Origin of the sequence: Paenochrobactrum sp. BZR 201-1, assembly GCF_044987585.2 — a bacterium.
Taxonomy (GTDB): Bacteria; Pseudomonadota; Alphaproteobacteria; order Rhizobiales; family Rhizobiaceae; genus Paenochrobactrum; species Paenochrobactrum pullorum.
In genome coordinates, this window is record NZ_JBJDRZ020000001.1 from 207,669 (window position 1) to 228,326 (window position 20,658).

At 50.0% G+C, this 20,658-nt stretch carries 19 protein-coding genes; 10 read left to right on the forward strand and 9 right to left on the reverse strand.

Annotated elements, in window-relative coordinates:
- Positions 1–2 precede the first annotated feature (2 nt).
- From ACI0FR_RS01170 to cydX, 10 genes are all read left to right on the forward strand, one after another.
- A complete protein-coding gene (locus tag ACI0FR_RS01170; protein WP_404906922.1) occupies positions 3–1,661 on the forward strand; it encodes a monovalent cation/H+ antiporter subunit D in 1,659 nt (552 codons plus the stop codon).
- Complete coding sequence (locus ACI0FR_RS01175) at positions 1,658–2,143, forward strand: Na+/H+ antiporter subunit E (protein WP_404906758.1); 486 nt, start codon at positions 1,658–1,660, stop codon at positions 2,141–2,143. Before ACI0FR_RS01170 ends, ACI0FR_RS01175 begins: the two co-directional genes overlap by 4 nt.
- Entirely contained in the window at positions 2,140–2,421 is a 282-nt protein-coding gene (locus tag ACI0FR_RS01180) for a K+/H+ antiporter subunit F (protein WP_374828878.1), read from the forward strand. Before ACI0FR_RS01175 ends, ACI0FR_RS01180 begins: the two co-directional genes overlap by 4 nt.
- Positions 2,418–2,771, forward strand: a complete 354-nt coding sequence (gene mnhG / locus ACI0FR_RS01185) for a monovalent cation/H(+) antiporter subunit G (RefSeq protein ID WP_374828879.1) — start codon at positions 2,418–2,420, stop codon at positions 2,769–2,771. The genes ACI0FR_RS01180 and mnhG overlap by 4 nt, the downstream gene beginning before the upstream one ends.
- Before the next feature lie 183 nt (positions 2,772–2,954).
- Positions 2,955–3,545 (forward strand): GbsR/MarR family transcriptional regulator, encoded by a 591-nt coding sequence (locus tag ACI0FR_RS01190; protein ID WP_374828880.1) that lies wholly within the window; start codon positions 2,955–2,957, stop codon positions 3,543–3,545.
- Complete coding sequence (gene cydD, locus ACI0FR_RS01195; RefSeq protein ID WP_374828881.1) at positions 3,523–5,295, forward strand: thiol reductant ABC exporter subunit CydD; 1,773 nt, start codon at positions 3,523–3,525, stop codon at positions 5,293–5,295. Before ACI0FR_RS01190 ends, cydD begins: the two co-directional genes overlap by 23 nt.
- Positions 5,292–6,980: a thiol reductant ABC exporter subunit CydC gene (cydC, locus tag ACI0FR_RS01200; RefSeq protein WP_404906755.1), complete on the forward strand. Its 1,689-nt coding sequence runs from the start codon at positions 5,292–5,294 to the stop codon at positions 6,978–6,980. The genes cydD and cydC overlap by 4 nt, the downstream gene beginning before the upstream one ends.
- An 87-nt stretch (positions 6,981–7,067) precedes the next feature.
- Positions 7,068–8,645 (forward strand): cytochrome ubiquinol oxidase subunit I, encoded by a 1,578-nt coding sequence (locus tag ACI0FR_RS01205; RefSeq protein WP_374828883.1) that lies wholly within the window; start codon positions 7,068–7,070, stop codon positions 8,643–8,645.
- 17 nt (positions 8,646–8,662) lie between these two features.
- Positions 8,663–9,817, forward strand: coding sequence for a cytochrome d ubiquinol oxidase subunit II (gene cydB, locus ACI0FR_RS01210; protein ID WP_374828884.1), 1,155 nt, complete (start codon positions 8,663–8,665; stop codon positions 9,815–9,817).
- 49 nt (positions 9,818–9,866) lie between these two features.
- The gene (cydX, locus tag ACI0FR_RS01215) at positions 9,867–10,025 is read left to right on the forward strand and encodes a cytochrome bd-I oxidase subunit CydX (protein WP_343802304.1); all 159 of its coding nucleotides are present in this window, start codon (positions 9,867–9,869) and stop codon (positions 10,023–10,025) included.
- A 40-nt stretch (positions 10,026–10,065) separates the two neighbouring features.
- Here cydX and ACI0FR_RS01220 read toward each other — a convergent pair whose 3' ends face one another.
- The 9 genes from ACI0FR_RS01220 to ACI0FR_RS01260 all read right to left on the reverse strand — a co-directional run bounded on the left by ACI0FR_RS01220 (position 10,066) and on the right by ACI0FR_RS01260 (position 20,524).
- The gene (locus ACI0FR_RS01220) at positions 10,066–10,929 is read right to left on the reverse strand and encodes a glucosamine kinase nucleotide-binding domain-containing protein (RefSeq protein WP_404906752.1); all 864 of its coding nucleotides are present in this window, start codon (positions 10,927–10,929) and stop codon (positions 10,066–10,068) included.
- Positions 10,930–10,969: 40 nt separating this feature from the next.
- The gene (locus ACI0FR_RS01225) at positions 10,970–11,728 is read right to left on the reverse strand and encodes an iron ABC transporter ATP-binding protein (RefSeq protein ID WP_374828886.1); all 759 of its coding nucleotides are present in this window, start codon (positions 11,726–11,728) and stop codon (positions 10,970–10,972) included.
- Positions 11,725–12,639: an iron chelate uptake ABC transporter family permease subunit gene (locus ACI0FR_RS01230; protein ID WP_374830392.1), complete on the reverse strand. Its 915-nt coding sequence runs from the start codon at positions 12,637–12,639 to the stop codon at positions 11,725–11,727. The genes ACI0FR_RS01225 and ACI0FR_RS01230 overlap by 4 nt, the downstream gene beginning before the upstream one ends.
- Positions 12,640–12,673: 34 nt before the next feature.
- Positions 12,674–13,636, reverse strand: coding sequence for an ABC transporter permease (locus ACI0FR_RS01235; RefSeq protein WP_374828887.1), 963 nt, complete (start codon positions 13,634–13,636; stop codon positions 12,674–12,676).
- Positions 13,637–13,720: 84 nt separating this feature from the next.
- Positions 13,721–14,647, reverse strand: a complete 927-nt coding sequence (locus tag ACI0FR_RS01240; protein ID WP_374828888.1) for a siderophore ABC transporter substrate-binding protein — start codon at positions 14,645–14,647, stop codon at positions 13,721–13,723.
- A 90-nt stretch (positions 14,648–14,737) separates the two neighbouring features.
- Complete coding sequence (locus ACI0FR_RS01245) at positions 14,738–15,508, reverse strand: SURF1 family protein (RefSeq protein WP_404906749.1); 771 nt, start codon at positions 15,506–15,508, stop codon at positions 14,738–14,740.
- A gap of 159 nt (positions 15,509–15,667) precedes the next feature.
- Entirely contained in the window at positions 15,668–18,070 is a 2,403-nt protein-coding gene (locus ACI0FR_RS01250; RefSeq protein WP_404906918.1) for a DNA translocase FtsK, read from the reverse strand.
- A 550-nt stretch (positions 18,071–18,620) separates the two neighbouring features.
- Entirely contained in the window at positions 18,621–19,643 is a 1,023-nt protein-coding gene (locus ACI0FR_RS01255) for a DmpA family aminopeptidase (protein WP_404906747.1), read from the reverse strand.
- Positions 19,644–19,660: 17 nt separating this feature from the next.
- The gene (locus tag ACI0FR_RS01260; RefSeq protein ID WP_374828891.1) at positions 19,661–20,524 is read right to left on the reverse strand and encodes a D-amino-acid transaminase; all 864 of its coding nucleotides are present in this window, start codon (positions 20,522–20,524) and stop codon (positions 19,661–19,663) included.
- Positions 20,525–20,658: the final 134 nt, after the last annotated feature.

A 20,658-nucleotide genomic window follows, 5' to 3' on the forward strand; every position in this document is an offset into this window, starting at 1 on the left:
TGATGGATTGGACCCATCACCTGATCATTCTTCCTATTTTGCTGCCTTTGACGACAGCGGCCTTGTTGCTGATGTTTGATGAGCGTCGCCGGAAGTTGAAATCTGCTATCAGTCTGGCTGCAACGGTCTTATTATTAGTGCTGACAATCACTTTGATGGTCAGGGCTGAAAATATCGCACCTGTGGCTGAAGTTTATTTACTTGGCAACTGGGCTGCACCCTTTGGCATTGTGCTGGTACTGGATAGGCTATCAGCACTGATGATGGTGCTTGGAGCAGTACTTGGTATTGCAGCACTTATTTATTCAGTGGCGCGCTGGCATAAAGCGGGCCCGCATTTCCACACTTTGTTCCAGCTGTTATTGATGGGTATCAATGGCGCATTTCTGACCGGTGACCTCTTTAATCTCTTTGTTTTTTTTGAGGTGATGCTGGCAGCTTCCTATGGTTTGGTGCTGCATGGTACTGGCGTTATGCGCGTTAAGGCCGGTCTTCATTATATTGCAGTCAATCTGGTGGCATCATCCCTGTTTTTGATTGGTGTCAGTCTGATTTATAGTGTGACCGGATCGCTTAATATGGCTGATCTGGCGGTGCTGATTCCCGATGTTCCGGCAGAAGATCGCATGCTTTTAGAGGCAGGTGGCGCGGTGCTCGGCATTGCTTTCCTGATCAAAGCCGGTATGTGGCCGCTCAATTTCTGGCTGCCTGCCACATATACTGCCGCTGCGGCGCCTGTCGGGGCGATCTTTGCGATTTTAAGTAAGGTCGGCATTTATGTGTTGTTGCGTCTGTCACCATTGTTCTTTGGAGTGAGTGCCGGCATGTCGTCGGGCTTTGGAGATGACGGCATTTATTATGGCGGTATGCTGACTATTGCTTTCGGGCTTATCGGTGTGGTTGCCTCGCAGGCTTTTGGACGCTTGGCTGGTTATAGTATTCTGGTGTCCTCTGGCACGCTTTTGGCGGCAATCGGCAGCGGCAATACTGCCATGACCGGCGGCGCACTGTTTTATATGGTTTCTTCCACTTTAACGATTGCGGCTTTCTTCCTGCTGATTGAACTGATCGAGCGCGGACAGGATGCGGCGGCCAATGTGTTGGCGGTCACTATTGAAGCCTATGGTGACGAAGAGGAAGAAGAAGAGGAAGATGAGGTTGGCATCGTTCTGCCGGGTACTTTGGCGATTTTAGGCGGCTGTTTTGCTGTGATCGCTATTTTGCTGATCGGCTTACCGCCATTTTCAGGCTTTATCGCCAAATTTGTGTTGCTGACTGCTGTACTTAACCCTGAAACCTCCGATCCGTCGATTACGGATGGTTTGCCATGGCATAGCTGGGTGTTGATGGCGCTGATTGTATTATCGGGTCTTTCTGCACTTATTGCCATGACCCGTAGTGGTATCCGTACCTTCTGGGCATCAATGGAGGGACGTGTACCGCGGGTGCTTGTGATTGAAGTTGTGCCGATTGCCGGTCTGTTGTTTATTTGTCTGGCGCTGACGATTCTGGCAGGTCCTGCCATGAATTACATGAATAAAACGGCTGCCGGATTGCATGACCCTTCGCAATATATCAACAGCGTTTTACAGACACCGCGGGTGGTTAAAGAGGGAGCATTATCAGTTCTGCCTCTGAAACAAGAGGGTGGTGCACAATGAGGTGGATTTTCCCTTATCCGATTTTGTTTACAGCGCTTTTGCTCTTTTGGTTGTTGTTGAATGACTTCACACTTGGCGCACTGATCTTTGGCTCAATCGTTGCATTTGTTGCGTGTCATGCCATGACGGCGCTGGTACCGCAAAAGCCTAAAATTCGTTCATACCGGCTCATTCTGGTGCTTGTCTGGCGTGTGTCGCTGGATATTTTGCAATCCAATATTGCTGTGACAAAAATCATCCTGTCGCGCCATGATCGTGGTCGTCGTGCGGGGTTTGTGGCAATTCCCTTGCAATTAACCGACCGGATGGGCTTAGCTATTCTGGCTTGTATCATTACCGCGACACCGGGAACTGCATGGGTGGATTATCACGCAGCCAACGGCGAATTACTGATCCATGTGCTGGATCTTAAAGATGCGCAGGAATGGAGAGATTCCATCAAGCAGCGCTATGAAGAACTGTTACTGGAGATTTTTGCATGAGTGCAGCCCTCTTGTTCTGGTCATTGATGGCCTCGCAGTTCATGCTGGTGGCAGCAATGCTTTGCGCGCTTTATCGCTTGGTGACAGGCCCCAGAGCGCAAGACCGTGTATTGGCGATGGATGCGCTTTATGTCTGTGCCATGCTCCTCCTTGTGACCTTCGGTATTCGTACCGGCACCAATATTTATTTTGAAGCCGCCTTGACCATTGCCTTGCTCGGATTTGTTTCCACAGTGGCTATGGCGAAGTTCCTGATGCGCGGTGAGGTCATCGAATGACAAACGCAGCCGATCTGCCGCTATGGGCAGCCATTTTAGTTTCATTGCTTTTATTGCTTGGTTCCGCTCTGACACTGATCGGTACTATAGGCATGGTGCGTTTTAAGAGTTTTTATGAGCGCATTCATGCGCCTACATTGGGCACAACCTGTGGAGCAGGGGGGATTTTAATCGCTTCTGTGCTCTTTTTTTCCATTCTGGAAAGCCGGCTGATCATTCATGAAATTTTGATAACAGCATTTGTAATTGTGACCACACCTGTGACATTGTTATTATTATCGCGGGCGGTCATTCATCGTGACAGAACCGACGATAGCCGGCAATTACCTGATCCTTCCGATAAAGAATAAGCCACTTGAAATAGAATAATCGGAAGAAAAGGGGGAAAAACTGACGCCTGAGGGGGCCGAAGTTGCTGCGACCTATTGTCCGGTTGTTCAATGTTGTTGTCTGTAACGGTTGTTGAACCGTTCAGATTGCGTTATCTGGATTTCAGTAATTTCTGAAAATTCAGAATTTACGGGAGAAATATTTTGGAATTAACGCCTATTATACAATCCTTCGTGCTGCATTTTGGCGAGATGGGTAGCCGGTGGGGTATCAACCGCACCGTCGGGCAGATTTATGCATTGCTCTATGTATCTGCCAAGCCTTTGTGTGCAGATGAAATTGTGGAAGCATTGGGTGTTTCACGCTCGAATGTTTCTATGGGAATTCGCGAATTGCAGGGCTGGAATTTGGTGCTCTTGCGCCATATCCCGGGTGACAGAAGAGACTTTTTCACCACCCCTGATGATGTTTGGCAAATTTTACGCACCCTCGCCGAGGAGCGTAAAAAACGTGAAATTGATCCGACACTGAGCGTGTTGCGTGAAATTTTGATGGAGCAGCCGTCTGAAGAAAACGACCGTTTTGCCCAAAGCCGTATGCAAGATATGTACGGTCTGATCGAGCAACTGACCAATTGGTATGATGATGTCAAAAAGCTCGAAACAGAACGTTTGATGACCCTGTTGGCTCTTGGTGCAAAAGTGACCCGTTTCCTGGAAACAAAAGACAAAATTGTTTCGCTTGGACGCGGCCGCTCGGCAGCAAAGAAAGATGTTAATAAGAGTGATCCATAAGGACAAAGACAACAGGCCTGACAGTGAGGCGGATTTAGTCGTGTTGGAAGCGGCAAAAAAGCCGCGCAAAGCGCGCCGTCCGCGTCGCGCTCAGCCACCTTTGCTCAAAAAGGGTGGTTGGCTTCAGGTTTTCGCATCTTTGTTCTGGATACCTCAGGCTGCACTGCTTGCCTATGCGGTGGGGCTGATTGCCAATAACCAGTTTGACAACCGCATTTATTGGCTGGCAGCTGGTATTTTACTGCTTGGTACATTGCGCGCTTTACTGGATGCTGCGGGTGGACGCATGGCGTATCGGGCGGCTCGTGAAGCTTTAACGCAAATGCGTGGTCACGCCTTGCAGTCTTTAAGCGCCCGTTCTCCGCTTGATGCCAGTCGTCCTGCTTCGGGTGAGTCTGCAAGCATTTTGGCAGAACAGGCCGAAATGATGGTACCATATCTCTCGCGCTTTGTGCCGATCCGTCAAAAAGTGATGATTGTGCCTTTTGTGATCCTTGGCGTTGTGCTGTGGTATTCATGGACATCGGCATTGATCTTGTTGATTGCTGCCCCGCTTATTCCGCTTTTTATGGCCTTGATTGGTATGCGTGCACAAAAGGCAAGCGAAGAACAATTGGTGGAAATGGGCAGCATGAACGGTTTTCTGCTGGATCGTTTGCGCGGTCTGGCAACGATCCGCAGTTTTGGCGCGGTAGATCAAACGGCTTTGCGTTTGCGTGACAATGCCGAAACACTGCGTAAAAAAACCATGGTGGTTTTGCGCATCGCTTTTTTATCCTCAGCTGTTTTGGAACTATTTTCTGCGCTTGGCGTAGCAATGGTCGCAGTTTATATCGGCTTTCACCTGCTGGGGCCGCTTAATTTCGGCGCATGGGGTGGTAAGCTTGTTTTAAGCGAAGCTTTGTTTGTGCTGCTGCTGGCGCCAGCTTTTTTTGAGCCGCTGCGTGAATTATCAAACGCCTGGCATGATCGGGCCAGTGGTGAAGCTGCCATTGACGCATTGGAAAATTTAAGTGTTCATCAGGCTCCCATCGTCGGGGCAGGGCAGAAGTGTAACCATCAATTCAAACCGCAAGGCACATCCATTACGCTCAATGCCATTACCTATAGCTATCAGGCAGAGCGCAAAGTTCTGGAAGATTTTAATCTTGCCGTACAGGCTGGTGAAAAAGTGGCTATTCTTGCACCAAGCGGAATGGGGAAATCCACGATCCTGGCACTGATTGCCGGTTTAATTCGCCCGCAAGCAGGCTGTGTAGAAATCGGCGGGCAGGTTTTAACTGATGAAAATGCTGCCGCACTACGTCGGCAAATGGTATGGGTCGGGCAAAAGCCACATATTTTTGCAGGTTCTGTCCGTTCTAATATCAGTCTGCATCGCGATCATATTGATCAAACCCATATGGATGGTGCCTTGCAAACAATGGCTTTGTCGGACGTTGCCAATGTGATGAACAATCACATGCTTGGTGAAGGCGGCATCGGTTTGTCGGGTGGTGAGGCTTTGCGTCTGGCTTTGGCGCGTGCTGCAGTTGATCCGGATGCGGCGATCATTCTGGCCGATGAGCCGACCGCGCATCTCGACCGTGAAACGGCAATACAGATCACTCAAAGCTTGCTTGCCTTAGCCAAGGGTAAAACGCTCTTGGTGGCTACCCATGATGAAGCTTTGGCTTGTCATATGGATTACGTTATCCGGCTTGATGATGATCAATCACTATATACAGAAGTCAGGAGGGCGGCAGAATGAACGGCCTTCGCGCGTTGCGTCCGGTTTTGACGCTTTATTTCCGTGAGAAAAAATGGCTGCTCTTTGCTGGTATGGTTCTGGCCGGCGTTACAGTGCTGGCAGGTATTTTACTGCTGGGGCTTTCCGGCTGGTTTATTACGGCGACGGCCATCGCCGGTTTATCAGTTGCCACTGCTGTTGTGTTTGATGTTTTTGCGCCAGCCGCCGGTATTCGTTTTTTAGCGATTTTGCGCACCGGCTCGCGTTATCTTGAACGGTTGGTGACGCATGATGCAATGCTGGCCGTGCTGGCATCTTTGCGCGAAAAACTATTTCGTTCATGGGCAAAGCCGCAGGCCGCGCATGATTTATTGCGCCGTCCCGCCAAGCTTTTGTTTCGATTGACGGCCGATATTGATGCGCTGGATTCACTATACCTGCGTGTGCTGGTGCCCGTCGGTGCCGCCATTGCCACGGCTCTTGTGTGCATTGTCGCTCTCGGGCTTGTCAATCTTTGGCTCGGTTTGGTGGTTGGCAGTGCATTGCTCATCATCGGGCTTGGTTTACCGCTGATCATTGCTTTGCAGGCACGCAAGTCAATGCGTAAACGTGCCAAAGCCACGGAGGCTTTGCGGGCGCGCACCATTGATATGGTGGCAGGTCAAGTGGAATTGATCATGGCAGGCCGCATGGAGGCGCAAGCCAAAGCTGTGCAATATGCCGATGAGCATCTGGCCAAAGCGGATGACAAGATCAACCGTCTTGATGTGATGGCGGGTGCAGGTTTTGGCATTGCTTCGGCTGCGATGCTGGCAGGGTCTTTGGTGGCTGTTTCCGCGATTGCGCAAAACGGAAATATCAGTGCGCCTTTGGCTGTTTTTGTGCTGTTGGTGGTATTGTCTGCTTTTGAACCTTTTGCCGCATTGCGCCGTGGCGCGATGGAATTGACACGTACGATTTTGGCCGCACAGCGGGTAAATCCTAATCTGGTCAATAATATGCCGGATTTTCAAAAGCCGCAGCCGCCTCAACATGGTCAGGCAGTTATTTTTGAGCATGTGTGCGCGCGTTATGACGGCGCAACAACAGATGCGCTGTATGATGTGAATTTTTCATTGGCTCGACAAGAAAAAGTGGCCGTTATTGGTGCAAGTGGTGCGGGTAAATCTAGTTTGCTCGCCTTGATTGCGGGCGAATTGCAGCCGCGAAGCGGGCAGGTTTCAGCGCTGCCTGCAACATTGCTTACACAGAAAACAGAGCTTTTTCAGGATAGCTTGCGCGATAATCTGCTTTTGGCAAACCGCGAAGCCAGTGATGAAACCTTAATCAAAGCTTTGCAAGATGCAGGTTTGGGCGAAGTTTTGGCAGAAATGGAAGAGGGGCTTTCCTCACCTTTAGGCGAGGGGGGCATGGGGCTTTCAGGTGGGCAGCAGAGACGGCTGGCTTTGGCACGTCTTTTCCTGCATGATACACCTGTTTGGTTGTTGGATGAGCCGACAGAAGGGCTGGATGAACAAACCGGTCAGGATGTTCTGCAAAGTCTGGCAGCCATGGGGGCAGCACGTAGTTTTATTATTGTGACACATGTGAAGCGGGAGGCCATGCTCGCTGACAGACTGCTTGTTATGAAGCATGGGCGCATCGTTGAAAATGTGACACGTCAGGATCAGCGTTTTGAAACGCTGATGGATGGACTTCGTGCGTAAAAATATTGGGTTCTAAAAGGGTAAAAACTGTTCCAGGGGGTGTGTTTCACCCCGCTTTAAAGAGGGCCGGTTTTCCGGTGTAAATAGATGGAATTTGATATCGTCTCCCTGTCAAGATTGCAGTTTGCAATCACGGCTTTATATCATTTCTTATTTGTACCCCTCACTTTGGGGCTTTCTGTCATTCTGGCAATTATGGAGACCGTTTATGTGATGACCGGTCGCCTTGTCTGGCGTCAGATGACAAAGTTCTGGGGTACATTATTCGGCATCAACTTTGTCATGGGTGTGGCAACAGGGATTGTGATGGAGTTTCAGTTCGGGATGAACTGGAGCTATTACAGTCATTATGTCGGCGATATTTTTGGGGCACCGCTCGCCATTGAAGGTCTGATGGCTTTCTTTCTGGAAGCGACATTTGTCGGCCTGTTCTTTTTTGGTTGGGACAAGCTTTCCAAAGTCGGCCATTTGATGGTCACTTATTTGGTGGCCGCCGGTTCCAACATGTCGGCATTGTGGATATTGATCGCCAACGGCTGGATGCAAAATCCGGTTGGTTCTGCCTTCAATCCTCAGACCATGCGTATGGAGGTTACCGACTTCTTCGCAGTGCTGTTTAATCCGGTGGCGCAGGCGAAATTTGTCCACACTGTTTCGGCAGGCTATGTGACGGCTTCCATCTTCGTGCTGGGTGTTTCGGCGTGGTATCTCTTAAAAGGCCGCTCCACCGAGCTTGCCAAGCGTTCTATGACCATTGCTGCCTCTTTTGGTTTGGCAGCTTCGCTTTCGGTTGTGGTATTGGGTGACGAGAGTGGTTATCTTTCTTCCGAACATCAAAAAATGAAGCTTGCAGCGATTGAAGCTGCATGGGACACAGAACCGCCTCCGGCATCCTTTACCGCTTTTGGTTTTCCCGATCAGGAAGCCCGTGAAACCCATTATGCCGTGCATATTCCATGGGTGATGGGGCTGATTGGTACCCGTTCGCTGGATACGCCAATTCCGGGTATCAGTGAGCTTGTGGAAAACAATGCCACTTATATCCGCAATGGCATTAAAGCCTATGATGCGCTCGAGCAAATACGAGAAGCCGGCCCAAAGGGGCAGGTGTCGGAAGAAATGCAGGCGCAGTTTGAAGATAACGGCCAATGGCTTGGTTATGCATTGCTTTTGAAGCGGTATCTGGATGATCCGCGTCAGGCAACCGATGAGCAGATCCTCAAAGCCGCTAATGATACTGTGCCGCGCGTATTGCCACTGTTCTGGTCATTCCGCATCATGGTTGGCTTGGGCTTCTTCTTTATTCTGCTGACCGGTACATTCTTCTATCTTTCCAGCAGACGTGCACTTGATCAACATCGCTGGTTGTTGAAAGTGGCAGTTTTCTCCATTCCATTACCGTGGATTGCTGCGGAAATGGGCTGGATTGTTGCAGAATTCGGTCGCCAGCCATGGATCATTGAAGGTGTATTGCCGACAGCGCTGGCAGTTTCGCATCTGGGCGCTGCCAGTCTGTTGATTACAATCGCGGGCTTTGTGGCGATCTATACAGTTCTGTTCATTATCGAAATGGGTCTGATGCTGCGTGCGATCAAAGATGGCCCTGCTCCCGACAGTAATCCTGAAGCCTTGCTGGCGCCCGCCAGTATTGTGCCAGCCGAATAAGGAGGCTGTGTATCGATATGATCTTAAGTCAAATGATTGATTATGAAACCTTACGGCTGATCTGGTGGGTTCTGCTGGGTGTCTTGCTGATCGGCTTTGCCGCTATGGACGGCTTTGATCTCGGCGTTGGCACTTTGCTGCCGTTTGTCGCCAAAAGCGATGTTGAACGCCGCGTTGTTATCAACACGATAGGCCCTGTTTGGGAAGGCAACCAGGTTTGGCTCATCCTTGGTGGTGGTGCTATTTTTGCTGCCTGGCCGCCGCTTTATGCTGTGTCCTTCTCCGGCTTTTATCTGGCGATGTTCATCATCTTGTTTGCGCTTATTTTACGTCCTGTCGGTTTTAAATTTCGCAGCAAAAAACAAAGCCCTCAATGGCGCAATGGCTGGGACTGGGCATTGTTCATTGGTGGTTTTGTACCGGCACTGATTTTCGGTGTGGCGGTTGGCAATGTGCTTCAGGGCGTGCCGTTCCGCTTTAGCGATCATTTGCAGATTTTCTACGAAGGTAATCTGTTTGGTCTGCTCAATCCGTTTGCACTTCTGTGCGGATTATTGTCGGTTGCGATGCTCACCATGCATGGTGCTGCATGGCTGGTGCTGAAAACCACCGGTGATATTGCAAAACGCGCCAAAAGCTTTGGCAGTATTGCAGCCTTGTTGACAATTGTCTTCTATGTGCTGGCCGGTATCTGGATGTGGTACGGCATTGCCGGTTATCGCATCACCAGTGATATTGTCACAGATGGCCCGTCCAATCCGCTGTTTAAAACGGCAGTGGTGGAACATGGTGCATGGTTTACCAATTTCAGCAATTATCCGATTTTGCTGATTGCACCGGCTTTGGGTATTTTGGGTGCGTTGTCGGTACTGGTAGCTTTGCGTGCTGGTCGTGAACTGATGCCGCTTTTGATGGGTAAATTGTCGATCTTCGGCATTATCTCATCCGTGGGTGTGGCGATGTTCCCGTTCATTCTGCCGTCTTCTCTTGATCCGAATGCCAGCCTTACGGTTTGGGATTCATCTTCCAGCCAGATGACCTTGTTTAACATGCTGGTTGTGACGGCAATTTTCTTACCTTTGATCCTTTTCTACACATCTTGGGTTTACAAGGTGCTGTGGGGCAAGGTCGACAAGAAGATGATCGAAGACGATAACAGCCACGCATATTAAGATTGCAGGCAGAACGGCATGGCTGTTCTGCCGATCAGGAGAAATGAAAATGTGGTATTTTTCATGGTTTTTAGGATTACCTCTTGCCGCAGCTTTCGCTGTGCTCAATGCAATGTGGTATGAATTGATGGATGATAAAGAGCGCAAACGCATCAAGGAAGATCCGACCCTTGAGCTGGCGCGCCAAGGCAACAAGCCGCAGCATTAAACTGGAATGAGGTGGCAGATTGTTCTGCTACCTTTTTTCTTTAACGGGATTTTTTAAGCGCTAATTGCAAGGCACCATCAAGAGCTTCGGCTTGAGGTGTTACAATCAAAGCCTGCTGTTCGACAGGCAGATATTTTTTATAAAGGGGTGCAAGTCCACCCAGCATGCTGATTTGAGTGGTGCCTTCCGCGATCAACACCCGCAAAGTTTGTGCAATATCAGCGGCTGCTTGTTCAATCACTTTCAGCGCTACCTGATCACCCTGATCGGCATGGATAAAAATATCCGGTGCAAAAGCGGCATAGGCGCTTGGTCGTGCAGTTTTAGCAAACTCCACCAATTGTGCCGGTTCATGGCCAAATTGCGCCATAACATGCTCTGTCAGCGGGCTGGCAGGAATAATGCAGTCATAGCTGAGGAGAACCTCTTGCAACAGGCTGCGGCCTAGTCTTGCGCCACTGCCCAGATCAGAAAGCTGAAAGCCCCAGCCACCGCGCCAGCTGATATTCTCACCTATGCGCGTGACATAGGCGCTTCCTGTTCCAAGGATGATCACAGTGCCGTCTTCGTCACCAAGCGCGCCCTGAAGCGCAATCAGACCGTCTGAAACGATCTCTGAATGGGCAAAAGGCATTTGGCTGAGAATAGCATCACGCGCATTGGCAATATTGGCGCCTGCAAGGCCAAGAATGGCCACGCTTTGTGCATAGAGGCTGGTGTCGAGTGCAGCCATATCAAACGCTTTGTGGACGGCTTCCAGAATATGTTTTGTGGATTGTTCAGGGTCGGTAACAATATTGGCCGCACCGCTGGTACCGCGGCCTAAAATTGTACCGCTTTTATCTGCGACCACGGCACGTGATCCGGTACCGCCGCCGTCAATGCCGATGAAAAATTGTGACATGGCGCCAAAACCCTTTGAGTAACGGTTTGATTATCTTGAATTAAAGATAATAGACGCCAATCCGCTTGCCGCCAATCATCGCTACATCAATATCCATATCATAAATGTCGCGTAAAACATCGGATTGGATCAGGTCGTCAGGTGTCCCTTGATGCACAACTTTGCCGTCGCGCATAGCTACGATATGATCGGAATACCAAGAAGCAAAATTGATATCATGCAGAACAAGCACGATGGTTTTGCCAAGCTCGTCAGCAGCTTTTCGCAGCAATTTCATCATTGCAGCTGAATGTTTCATATCGAGATTGTTCAATGGTTCATCAAGCAGCACATAATCAGTATCCTGACACAGCACCATTGCTACGAAGGCGCGTTGACGCTGACCGCCTGAGAGTTCATCGAGAAAACGCTCGCTTAATTTTTCCAACCCCAAATATTCAATCGATTGCTCGACATGGCGGCGGTCGTCACTATTGGGGCGGCCTTTGGTGTGTGGATAACGGCCAAAGGTAACCAGATCACGCACCGTCAGACGCGATGAAAGACTGTTGTCCTGGCGCAAAATGGACAAGCGTTTTGCCAGCACATCACCAGCAGTTTTATTCACATCCAGACTATCAATCGTCACTTTGCCTTTATCCATCGGCAGCAAACGGCTGACCATGGAAAGCAGGGTGGATTTACCGGCACCATTAGGCCCGATGATGGAGGTGATACCGCAAGAGGGCAATTTAAGTGTCACATCGTCAACAACAATGGCATCATTGTATTTTTTGCTGACATTACTGATTTCGATCATCGTTTATTTCCTCTGATCAAAAGGACGATGAACACGAGACCGCCCAGAAACTCGATGATGACACTCAAAGCTGTATTAAACGCAAATACGCGCTCAAGTATCACCTGTCCACCGACAAGACATAAGATTGCGATCAAAATTGCGACCGGCAAGACAATGATATGACGTGCAGAGCCGGCAATCTGATAGGCCAGATTGGCAACCAGTAGGCCGAAAAATGTCACCGGCCCCACCAGTGCGGTGGAAACGGAGACGAGAATGGTGATCATTAACAAGATTTTATTGACCACCTTACGATAATCCACGCCCAGATTGATGGCAGGATCACGCCCCAGTGAAAGCACATCAAAAACATGCAGCATCCGCAAACCGTAAAGTGACACAAGTGCTACGGCGATAGCTGAGATCGCCAGAACGTCACTATTGATAGTGTTGAAGCTGGCAAAGAAACGATCTTGCAGAACGGCAAATTCGTTCGGGTCGATCATGCGCTGCATCAAATTGGAAAAACTGCGGAATAAAACACCGAAAACGATACCGACCAGCATTACCAGATGCAGACTGCGCATGCCGCCGGAAAAAAGCCAGTGATAAAGCACACCGGCAAAAATCACCATCACCAAAACTTCAACGCCAAACATCACGTTTGGTCCAAGCCAGCTTAGATGGGTGGTGCCGAAGAAAAAAACAACGAAGGTCTGGATCAGAATATAAAGCGCATCAAAACCCATAATCGAAGGGGTGAGGATACGGTTATTGGTAACTGTTTGAAACAATACGGTGGAAACAGCAATCGCATAGCCGACCAGCACGATGGCTGCGAGTTTGACCCCGCGAAACGGCAGCGCAAAAGACCAACTGCCTTTGATGCCGAGCGTCATGAAGGCAATCATCGCCACAAGTGCGAGCATGCTTAAGCTGATAAGAACGAATTTCGGGTTTTTCTTAAGCAAAGCGAGATCCTCTGCGCAACAGAAGATAGAGGAAGGCGACACTTCCCACCACGCCCATCATGGTGCCGATCGGAATTTCATAAGGATAACGGATCAGGCGACCGACGATATCGCAAGCCAAGACCAGTCCGGCACCAAGTACTGCCACCCAAGGCACGGAGCGGCGCATATTATCGCCGATTGTCATGCTGACCACATTAGGTACGATCAGACCTAAGAAAGGGATCATACCGACGGTTACTACAACAACGGCGGAAATCATCGACACAATCGAAAGACCAAGGGTCATGACGCGGCGGTATTTAAGGCCAAGATTGGTGGTAAAATCTTCACCCATACCGGCAACAGTAAACCGGTCAGCGGCAATAAAGGCAATTACTGTCAGGAAAAATGAAATCCATAAAAGCTCATAACGGCCACGCAGAACGCTGGAGAAATCACCGGTTGTCCAGGCAGAAAGCGATTGTAAAAGCTCGAAGCGATAGGCAATGAAGGTGGTGACCGCACTGATCACACCGCCGAGCATAATGCCGACAAGAGGCACCACCAGCACAGAGCGCAGCGGAATGGCGCGCAGGATCCGTAGAAACAGCGTTGTTCCGGCCATGGCAAAAACAGCGGCCACCATCATTTTACCGAAAACAGGCGTATCAGGTGCTAAAAGCGTAACCATCAAAATGCCGAGACTGGCAGATTCGACCGTTCCCGCGGTGGAAGGTTCAACAAAACGGTTGCGCGCCATCATTTGCATGATGAGACCCGCAACCGCCATTGACATACCCGAAAGAATGATGGCGATCGTGCGGGGAATGCGGCTGACCAGCAAGACTTGTGTGGCACGATCAGTCTGGCTGTCGCCGAACAAGGTTTGCAACGAAACATCGCTCACGCCAATAAACAGGCTGATGACAGCCAGAATAAAGACGACGAAAACTGCTGCAAAAAGACCTTTCACGCGGCAACCTTTGTGTTTTAAAAGTGAGGGCCTGCCGTGATGAACGGAAGGCCCGACTTGTTGGGTTTTATCGATTGCTGACGCTTACTTTGCTTTGTCAAAAGCTGCTGAAAGCTGGTCGATGGTTTCATGCAGGCCGGAAAGACCGCCACCGACCAGATACCAGTTCATCGGATCAAGATAGATCACCTGATCGTTTTTCCAAGCGGTGGTCTGGTTGACAAGATCATTGTCCAGAACTTTGCTGGCGGCATTGCCTTCTTTGGCGCCAACAGCCGCATCACGGTCGATGACGAGCAGCCAGTCAGGGTTTTTTTCCAGAATATATTCTGCGGAAATCGGCTGGCCGTGGCTGCCGACACTCAATTCAGGATCTGCCGGTTCTACACCAAATTCGCTATGCAGCATGCCGAAGCGTGAACCTGGGCCATAAGCGCTCATCTTACCGCCGGAGGTCATAACCAGCAGGCCTTTACCTTTACCGGCAACTTTTTCTTTTAAAACTGCGATAGAAGCATCAAGCTTGGCGATTTCGTCTTTTGCTGCATCTTCTTTGCCGTAGATGCGACCCAATGTTTCAACATTGTTTTTGACGTCGGCAATGAAATTGGTCGCATTAACGGTAAGATCAATGGTCGGTGCGATTTTTGCCAGTTCCGGCTGTTTCGGTGCAGAGCGACCAGAAACAATGATCAAATCTGGTGCAGCGGCATTGACCGCCTCATAATCCGGCTCAAACAAAGTTCCGACTTTTGCGTAACTATCAGCGGAATATTTGGAGAGATATTTTGGCAGATTGGCGGTCGGCAGACCGACAATGTCAACGCCCAAACGATCAAGATTGTCCAGAGTGGCAAGATCAAAAGTGATGGTCTTGGCAGGCTTTACCGGAACTGAGGTTTCACCTTGCACATGCTTGATGGTGATCTCTTCAGCCTGAGCTGCTGCACCAAGCGACATGGCAACAATTGCTGCACCAAAGAGGGTGGAGAGGCGGGTACCGATGGTCATATGCTTTCTCACTGTCAATCAGGGTCAATCTTCAAATTCAGGAATGTTGTATTGTATAGTCATGTTTGGCAGATGAGCAAAGCTAAAAAGTCATGTTTTGGGTTTATCTTTGTACAACCATGTAAATAGTGTGCCTCCTAACACCATTAATGCGAGTGCAAACCAAGTGACTGCATAGGATAAATGGTTGTTGGGAAAATTCACCACCGTCAGACCGCCAATGGGTTGTTTGCTGGATAATGCAGCAGAATTATCGCTTTTATCAGCGTCGATAAAATAAGGTGCGACCTGGTTGAGGCTTTGTTTTCGTGCGAAAGCTTCAACATCACGTGAGTTCCAGAGGTTTTTTTCCGGCTCATTCGGGCGCAGGAAAAAGCCGTTCGGCTCACTCATTCGCAATAACCCTGAAACAGTGATATCACCGGCAGGAATATTTTTGTTCAACATGCCCGCTTTATAATCCTCATCGCTGACAAAGCCGCGATTGATATAAATCACTTCTCCGTCTTTTGTGTTGAGTGGTACCATTTGCCAATAGCCGGAGCCTAAAACGGTAAGTGCTTTGACCGCTATTTCTTTGCCTTGTAAAAAGCTACCCTCAACCGAAACATGGCGGTATTCGTCTTTTTCAGCGGTGATTATCGGCCATTCCTGTGGGGCAGGTACCGGCACAGCTTCTGCACTAATGCGTGCGTCCACCCGGGCAATAAGGTCTTTTTTCCAGCTTAGACGTTCCACCTGCCAAATGCCGAGGCTCAAAAACAACAAGAACAGACAACATCCAATGAGGCTGATGAAAACCAGCGCAAGCTTACGTTTCTTAATGGGTGCTTGTTGTGTTTTGGGTATATGTGCGGGCATCGCAATATCCTTTGCCTATAAATCAGACATTGACCGATGAAATGAACAATCAAGCTGGAGTGATAGAGTATTTTAGGTGGGTTTAAAATACAAAAAGCGGCTCTGATGATCAGAGCCGCTTGATGTCGTTTATAAATATAGCTGTTTTCAGCTTCGGTTTTAAACGTTGTCGCGATTGCCTACAAGGATTTCGCGTTTGCCGACATGATTGGCAGCACCCACGAGCCCTTCTTTTTCCATACGCTCCACAAGGGAGGCCGCACGGTTATAGCCGATGCCGAGACGACGCTGGATGTAAGAGGTGGAGCATTTTTTATCACGCATCACAACTTTGACTGCCTGCTGGTAGTATTCGTCGCCATCTTCTGCGCCAGCATTTGACTGGTCAAAAACTGCGCTGTCTTCTTCTACCGTTTCTTCATCATCATCTTCTGCGGTGACGGTCGCCAGATAATCCGGACGGCCCTGTTCTTTCAGATGGGTGACGACTTTTTCGACTTCTTCATCGGAGACAAATGGGCCATGAACACGCACGATGCGTCCGCCACCGGCCATATGCAGCATATCGCCCTGACCAAGCAGTTGTTCTGCGCCCATTTCACCCAAAATCGTACGGCTGTCGATTTTTGAAGTGACCTGGAACGAAATACGGGTCGGGAAGTTGGCCTTGATTGTACCTGTGATCACATCAACGCTCGGGCGCTGGGTGGCCATGATCAGATGGATACCGGCCGCACGCGCCATTTGTGCCAGACGCTGCACCGCACCTTCAATTTCCTTACCCGCTACCATCATCAGGTCGGCCATTTCGTCGATGATAACGACGATATAAGGCATCGGGGTCAGATCCAGCTCTTCCTGTACATAAACAGGTTCACCGGTTTCTTTGTCAAAGCCGGACTGAACTGTGCACATGACGGTCTCACCCTTGCCTTTGGCACTTGCTGCACGGGCATTGAAGCCTTCAATGTTGCGCACACCCAGACGTGCCATCTTGCGATAGCGCTCTTCCATTTCGCGCACAGCCCATTTCAGCGCCACAACAGCCTTTTTAGGGTCGGTCACTACAGGGGTGAGCAGATGCGGAATGCCGTCATAGATCGACAGTTCCAGCATTTTCGGATCCACCATGATCAGGCGGCATTCTTCCGGTTTGAAGCGGTAGAGCAGCGACAGGATCATTGTGTTGATGGCAACCGATTTACCCGAACCGGTGGTACCGGCAACGAGAAGGTGAGGCATTTTTGCCAGTTCAGCGATGATCGGCTCGCCGCCTATTGCTTTGCCCAAGCCCAATGGCAGGTGATATTCGGAATCCTGAAATGCCTTGGATTCAATCATTTCACGGAAATAAACCGTTTCACGATTGGTATTCGGCAATTCAATGCCGATGACATTGCGGCCTGGTACCACGGCAACGCGGGCAGAAAGCGCAGACATTGAACGGGCAATATCATCCGCCAGACCGATCACGCGGGAGGACTTAACACCCGGTGCCGGTTCAAATTCATAAAGTGTAACCACAGGGCCTGGACGAACATGGATGATTTCACCGCGTACACCGAAATCTTCCAGCACGCTTTCAAGCAAACCGGCGCTGCGTTCCAGCATTTCCTGCGTAATGACCGTGCCGTCCATTGCAGGTGGTTCCTGCAAGAGCGAGCGCGGCGGGAATTCATATTCACCAGCGACATATTCAACCGCAGTTTGCGGCAGCGGAGCTGGCTGATAAGGAGCGGCTGGTGTTGCAATCCGTGCGAATGCCGGTGCGGTTTGAGAATGCGCTGCAGGGGAGGGGGCATCAACCTCTTCCATCTCTGCATCTTCAACCATTTCCAGATCGTCAATGGCGTCAACTGCTTCACTGTCAGCAATTGCTTCGACCGCAGCCATCTGCCGCTGTTCGGTTTCTTTCGCTTCTTCAATCGCAGGGGCAACTTCGTCAATAACCGGTACCGCTTCCATCACAGGCGCTTCTGCAACCGATGCTTCTGCGACTGCCTCGGCAACAGTTTCCGCGGCAGTTTCTTCTGCTGCCGGTGTGTTACGTGGCTTGTTCCATTCAACCACACGGAACTGTGCCAGAATATCAACAACTGGTTCTTCTGCAACTTCTTCAGTTTTCACCTCTGCAATTGGCTCGGCAACAATTGCAACCGGTGCAGCTTCGACCGCAGCAGGTGCTGATGGCGCATCAATGAGGCTTGAGAAGTCGAAACCTTCAAAAAAAGCAAAATCGGATAGAAGCTGCGTTACATCTTTGCGAACCGGTGCTTCTTCAGGCTCACTGGTGATAGCGGCCGGAGCCGCAATCACAGTGGCGGTGACAGGCGCAATGACAGGCTCTTCTGCAACAGGTGCCGTTACCTGCACCGGCTCGGCAGCCATAATCTGTTCATCATGAGCAGTTTCGTGGCTTTTTACAGCGGCATCCAGATGTGGTGTCTGCACATGGGTGGATGGTGCTGGCTGGGTCGTTGCAATGGTTGGTGTTGTTACAGGTGCAGCCGGTGTCGCGGCCAATCCTTGTGAAACACTTTCCTGCAAGCTTGCGACAACCATCGGCTGGTCGACTGTTTTTTCAGAGCTGACACTGGTGTCAACAGCCTGTACAGCCGATGTTGAATAACGGGAATTGATATCCGGCAATGTTTCGCCACGGCGGCGCGCAAGTTCTGCTTCGGGTGTGCGGGTAAAGCGCACATTCTGGCCGAGTGAAAAATGAGCTTTCCACGCCGGATCAATATGGGCATTTGCCGTCGCCGGACCGCTGGTGCCGCGGATATCCTGCTGCGTGTTATCGCGCGACTGATGTGACGCAGATGCGCTGTCCGCGCTGTCTGTGGTCATTGGGGAAAAATTACTTCTGAGATTACGCATGACACCTGAACCAACTCGTACTTAAGCCTTAGAACGTGGCTTAGTAATAGAAAATGAAGGTTAACAACCTCCTTCCAAGCTGATAAGTATTTAACCTTCAATCAAGCATAAAGCCCGCAAATGCGGGCTTTGACGTGGTAAAAAATTATTTTAACGGCGCATCTCTCTCATATAAGACGAAAAATAAATGCAGCCTTTACGATTCTGCTGAGCGCCGAAGATAAATGAAGTGTTAAGCTTCCAGCCAGTTGCGCAAAGAAAGACGGCTGTTTCCGGCGCGCCCAACCATTGCATTGGCGGCGCACATCGAATTTAACACTGATTCTTGAGTCGCTTCGGTGGCGGCGCGGAAAAGCTGATCGATGCGATTCTCGTTCAAAGTCTGAATGGAAATCAGGTCGTTTTTTTCATCATGATCAAAGGTCACGGCTGTGCTGAAGCCAACGGCAATGTCGCCGCTGCCATGCCCCCAGAAAGCACCAAGACGGGCAAGACCGGCTCCGCATCGCTTGGTGACACGCTTTAGCTGGCGATGTTCAAGCGGAATGTCGGTGGCCAGAACAAGAATGACCGAGCCTTTTTCAGCTTCGGCTTTAACGCGCGGATCAGGACGACGGCCATCTGGCAGGGTCAGATCACCGGCGCGTCCAAAATTGGTCAATGCCAGTACGCCAAGATGATAGGTTTTGCCATCCAGTTTAATCTGGCGTGAAGCGGTGCCAATACCGCCTTTAAAGCCAAAACAGCTCATGCCGGTGCCAGCGCCCACATTGCCCTCTGCAACATGAGTGCCTGCATTATCGAGTGCAAGGCGCGCATGGTTTTCAGTCACAGCAAGGGCTTGAATATCATTGAGCGGGCCGTCATTGCATTCACAGACAACCGGATTAACCGTCGCCGTGGTGCGGCCGATATCAGGGTTTTTGGCAATGGCATCGCGGATCAGCGCATTGGCGCAGGTGCCAACCCCGAATGTATTGGTGAGCAGAATGGGGGTTTCCAACGATCCCAGTTCATTGATCTGAACAAGGCCGGTGCTTTTGCCAAAGCCATTGATGACTTCGCTGGCAGCCAACACCTTGCGGCGATAAAGATTGCCGCTATGGGGCAAAATGGCGGTGACACCGGTATTGATGTCACCGTCTTGTATCGTGTGATGTCCAACGAGAACGCCCGGCACATCCGTGATTGCATTTATTGTCCCTGTCGGCATGGCGCCACAGTGAATATTAAAATCACGGATGCGTGCATTCATCGTCTTTAATCCTTTTATCAGATGATCGGTTCTGAACCGGTGCGGGCCAGTTCCATGTAGATTTCCTGTAAGCGCAGGGTCAAAGGCCCCGGCTTGCCGTCAGCAATCACATGTTCCTGAATACGGATGACAGGTGTAACAAAGCTTGATGCGCTGGTGAGGAAAGCTTCCTTGGCATTGAAGGCTTCTTCAGTGCTGAAAAGACGCTCTTCAACAGTCAGGTTTTGCTCTTCCGCAATCTTCAACACAGCCTTGCGGGTGCAGCCCGGCAGGATCTTGTTGGAGTTTGGACGGGTGATCAGCACATTATCTTTGGTGATGATGAACGCGCTGGAGGAGCCACCTTCGGTGATGTAGTTGTCTTCAACCAGCCAGACATCCTGATAACCGGCATCATGCGCTGCCTTTTTGGCCAAAACCTGTGCCAACAGCATGGTTGTTTTGATATCGCGGCGTGTCCAGCGGTTGTCCGGTGCCAGATCAATAGCGACACCGTTTTTTGCACCAGCGCTATTGGTGATGTTTTTCACCTGTGTCAGCATGATGAAGTTAGGCTTCAAATCGGCGGCATAACCAAAATCGCGTTCAGCGGTACCGCGGGTGATTTGAATATAAACGACACCTTCATGCAGGTTATTGCGGCGGATCAATTCAGCCTGTAAATTGATGATGTCTTCTTTAGGCATCGGCATCGGAATACCGATTTCGCCAAGAGAGCGTTCCAGACGGGTCAAATGCAGATCATTATCAACCAAGCGGCCTTCTACAACGGCGCTGACTTCATAAATCGCATCGGCAAAAAGAAAGCCGCGGTCAAAGATAGAAATTTTGGCGTCCTGTTCGCTCACGAACTGGTCGTTGATATAAATAGTTCTTGTCACAAGGAACACTCCGGTGGGGTATAAAATAGCAATGAGGCAACTTAAGCAATTATTGCAGTGGCGGCTATTGCTTTGTTTTGCAATTCTTATGCAAGAAATGCATAAGAATATCGGGATCAAATTTTATAAATTGA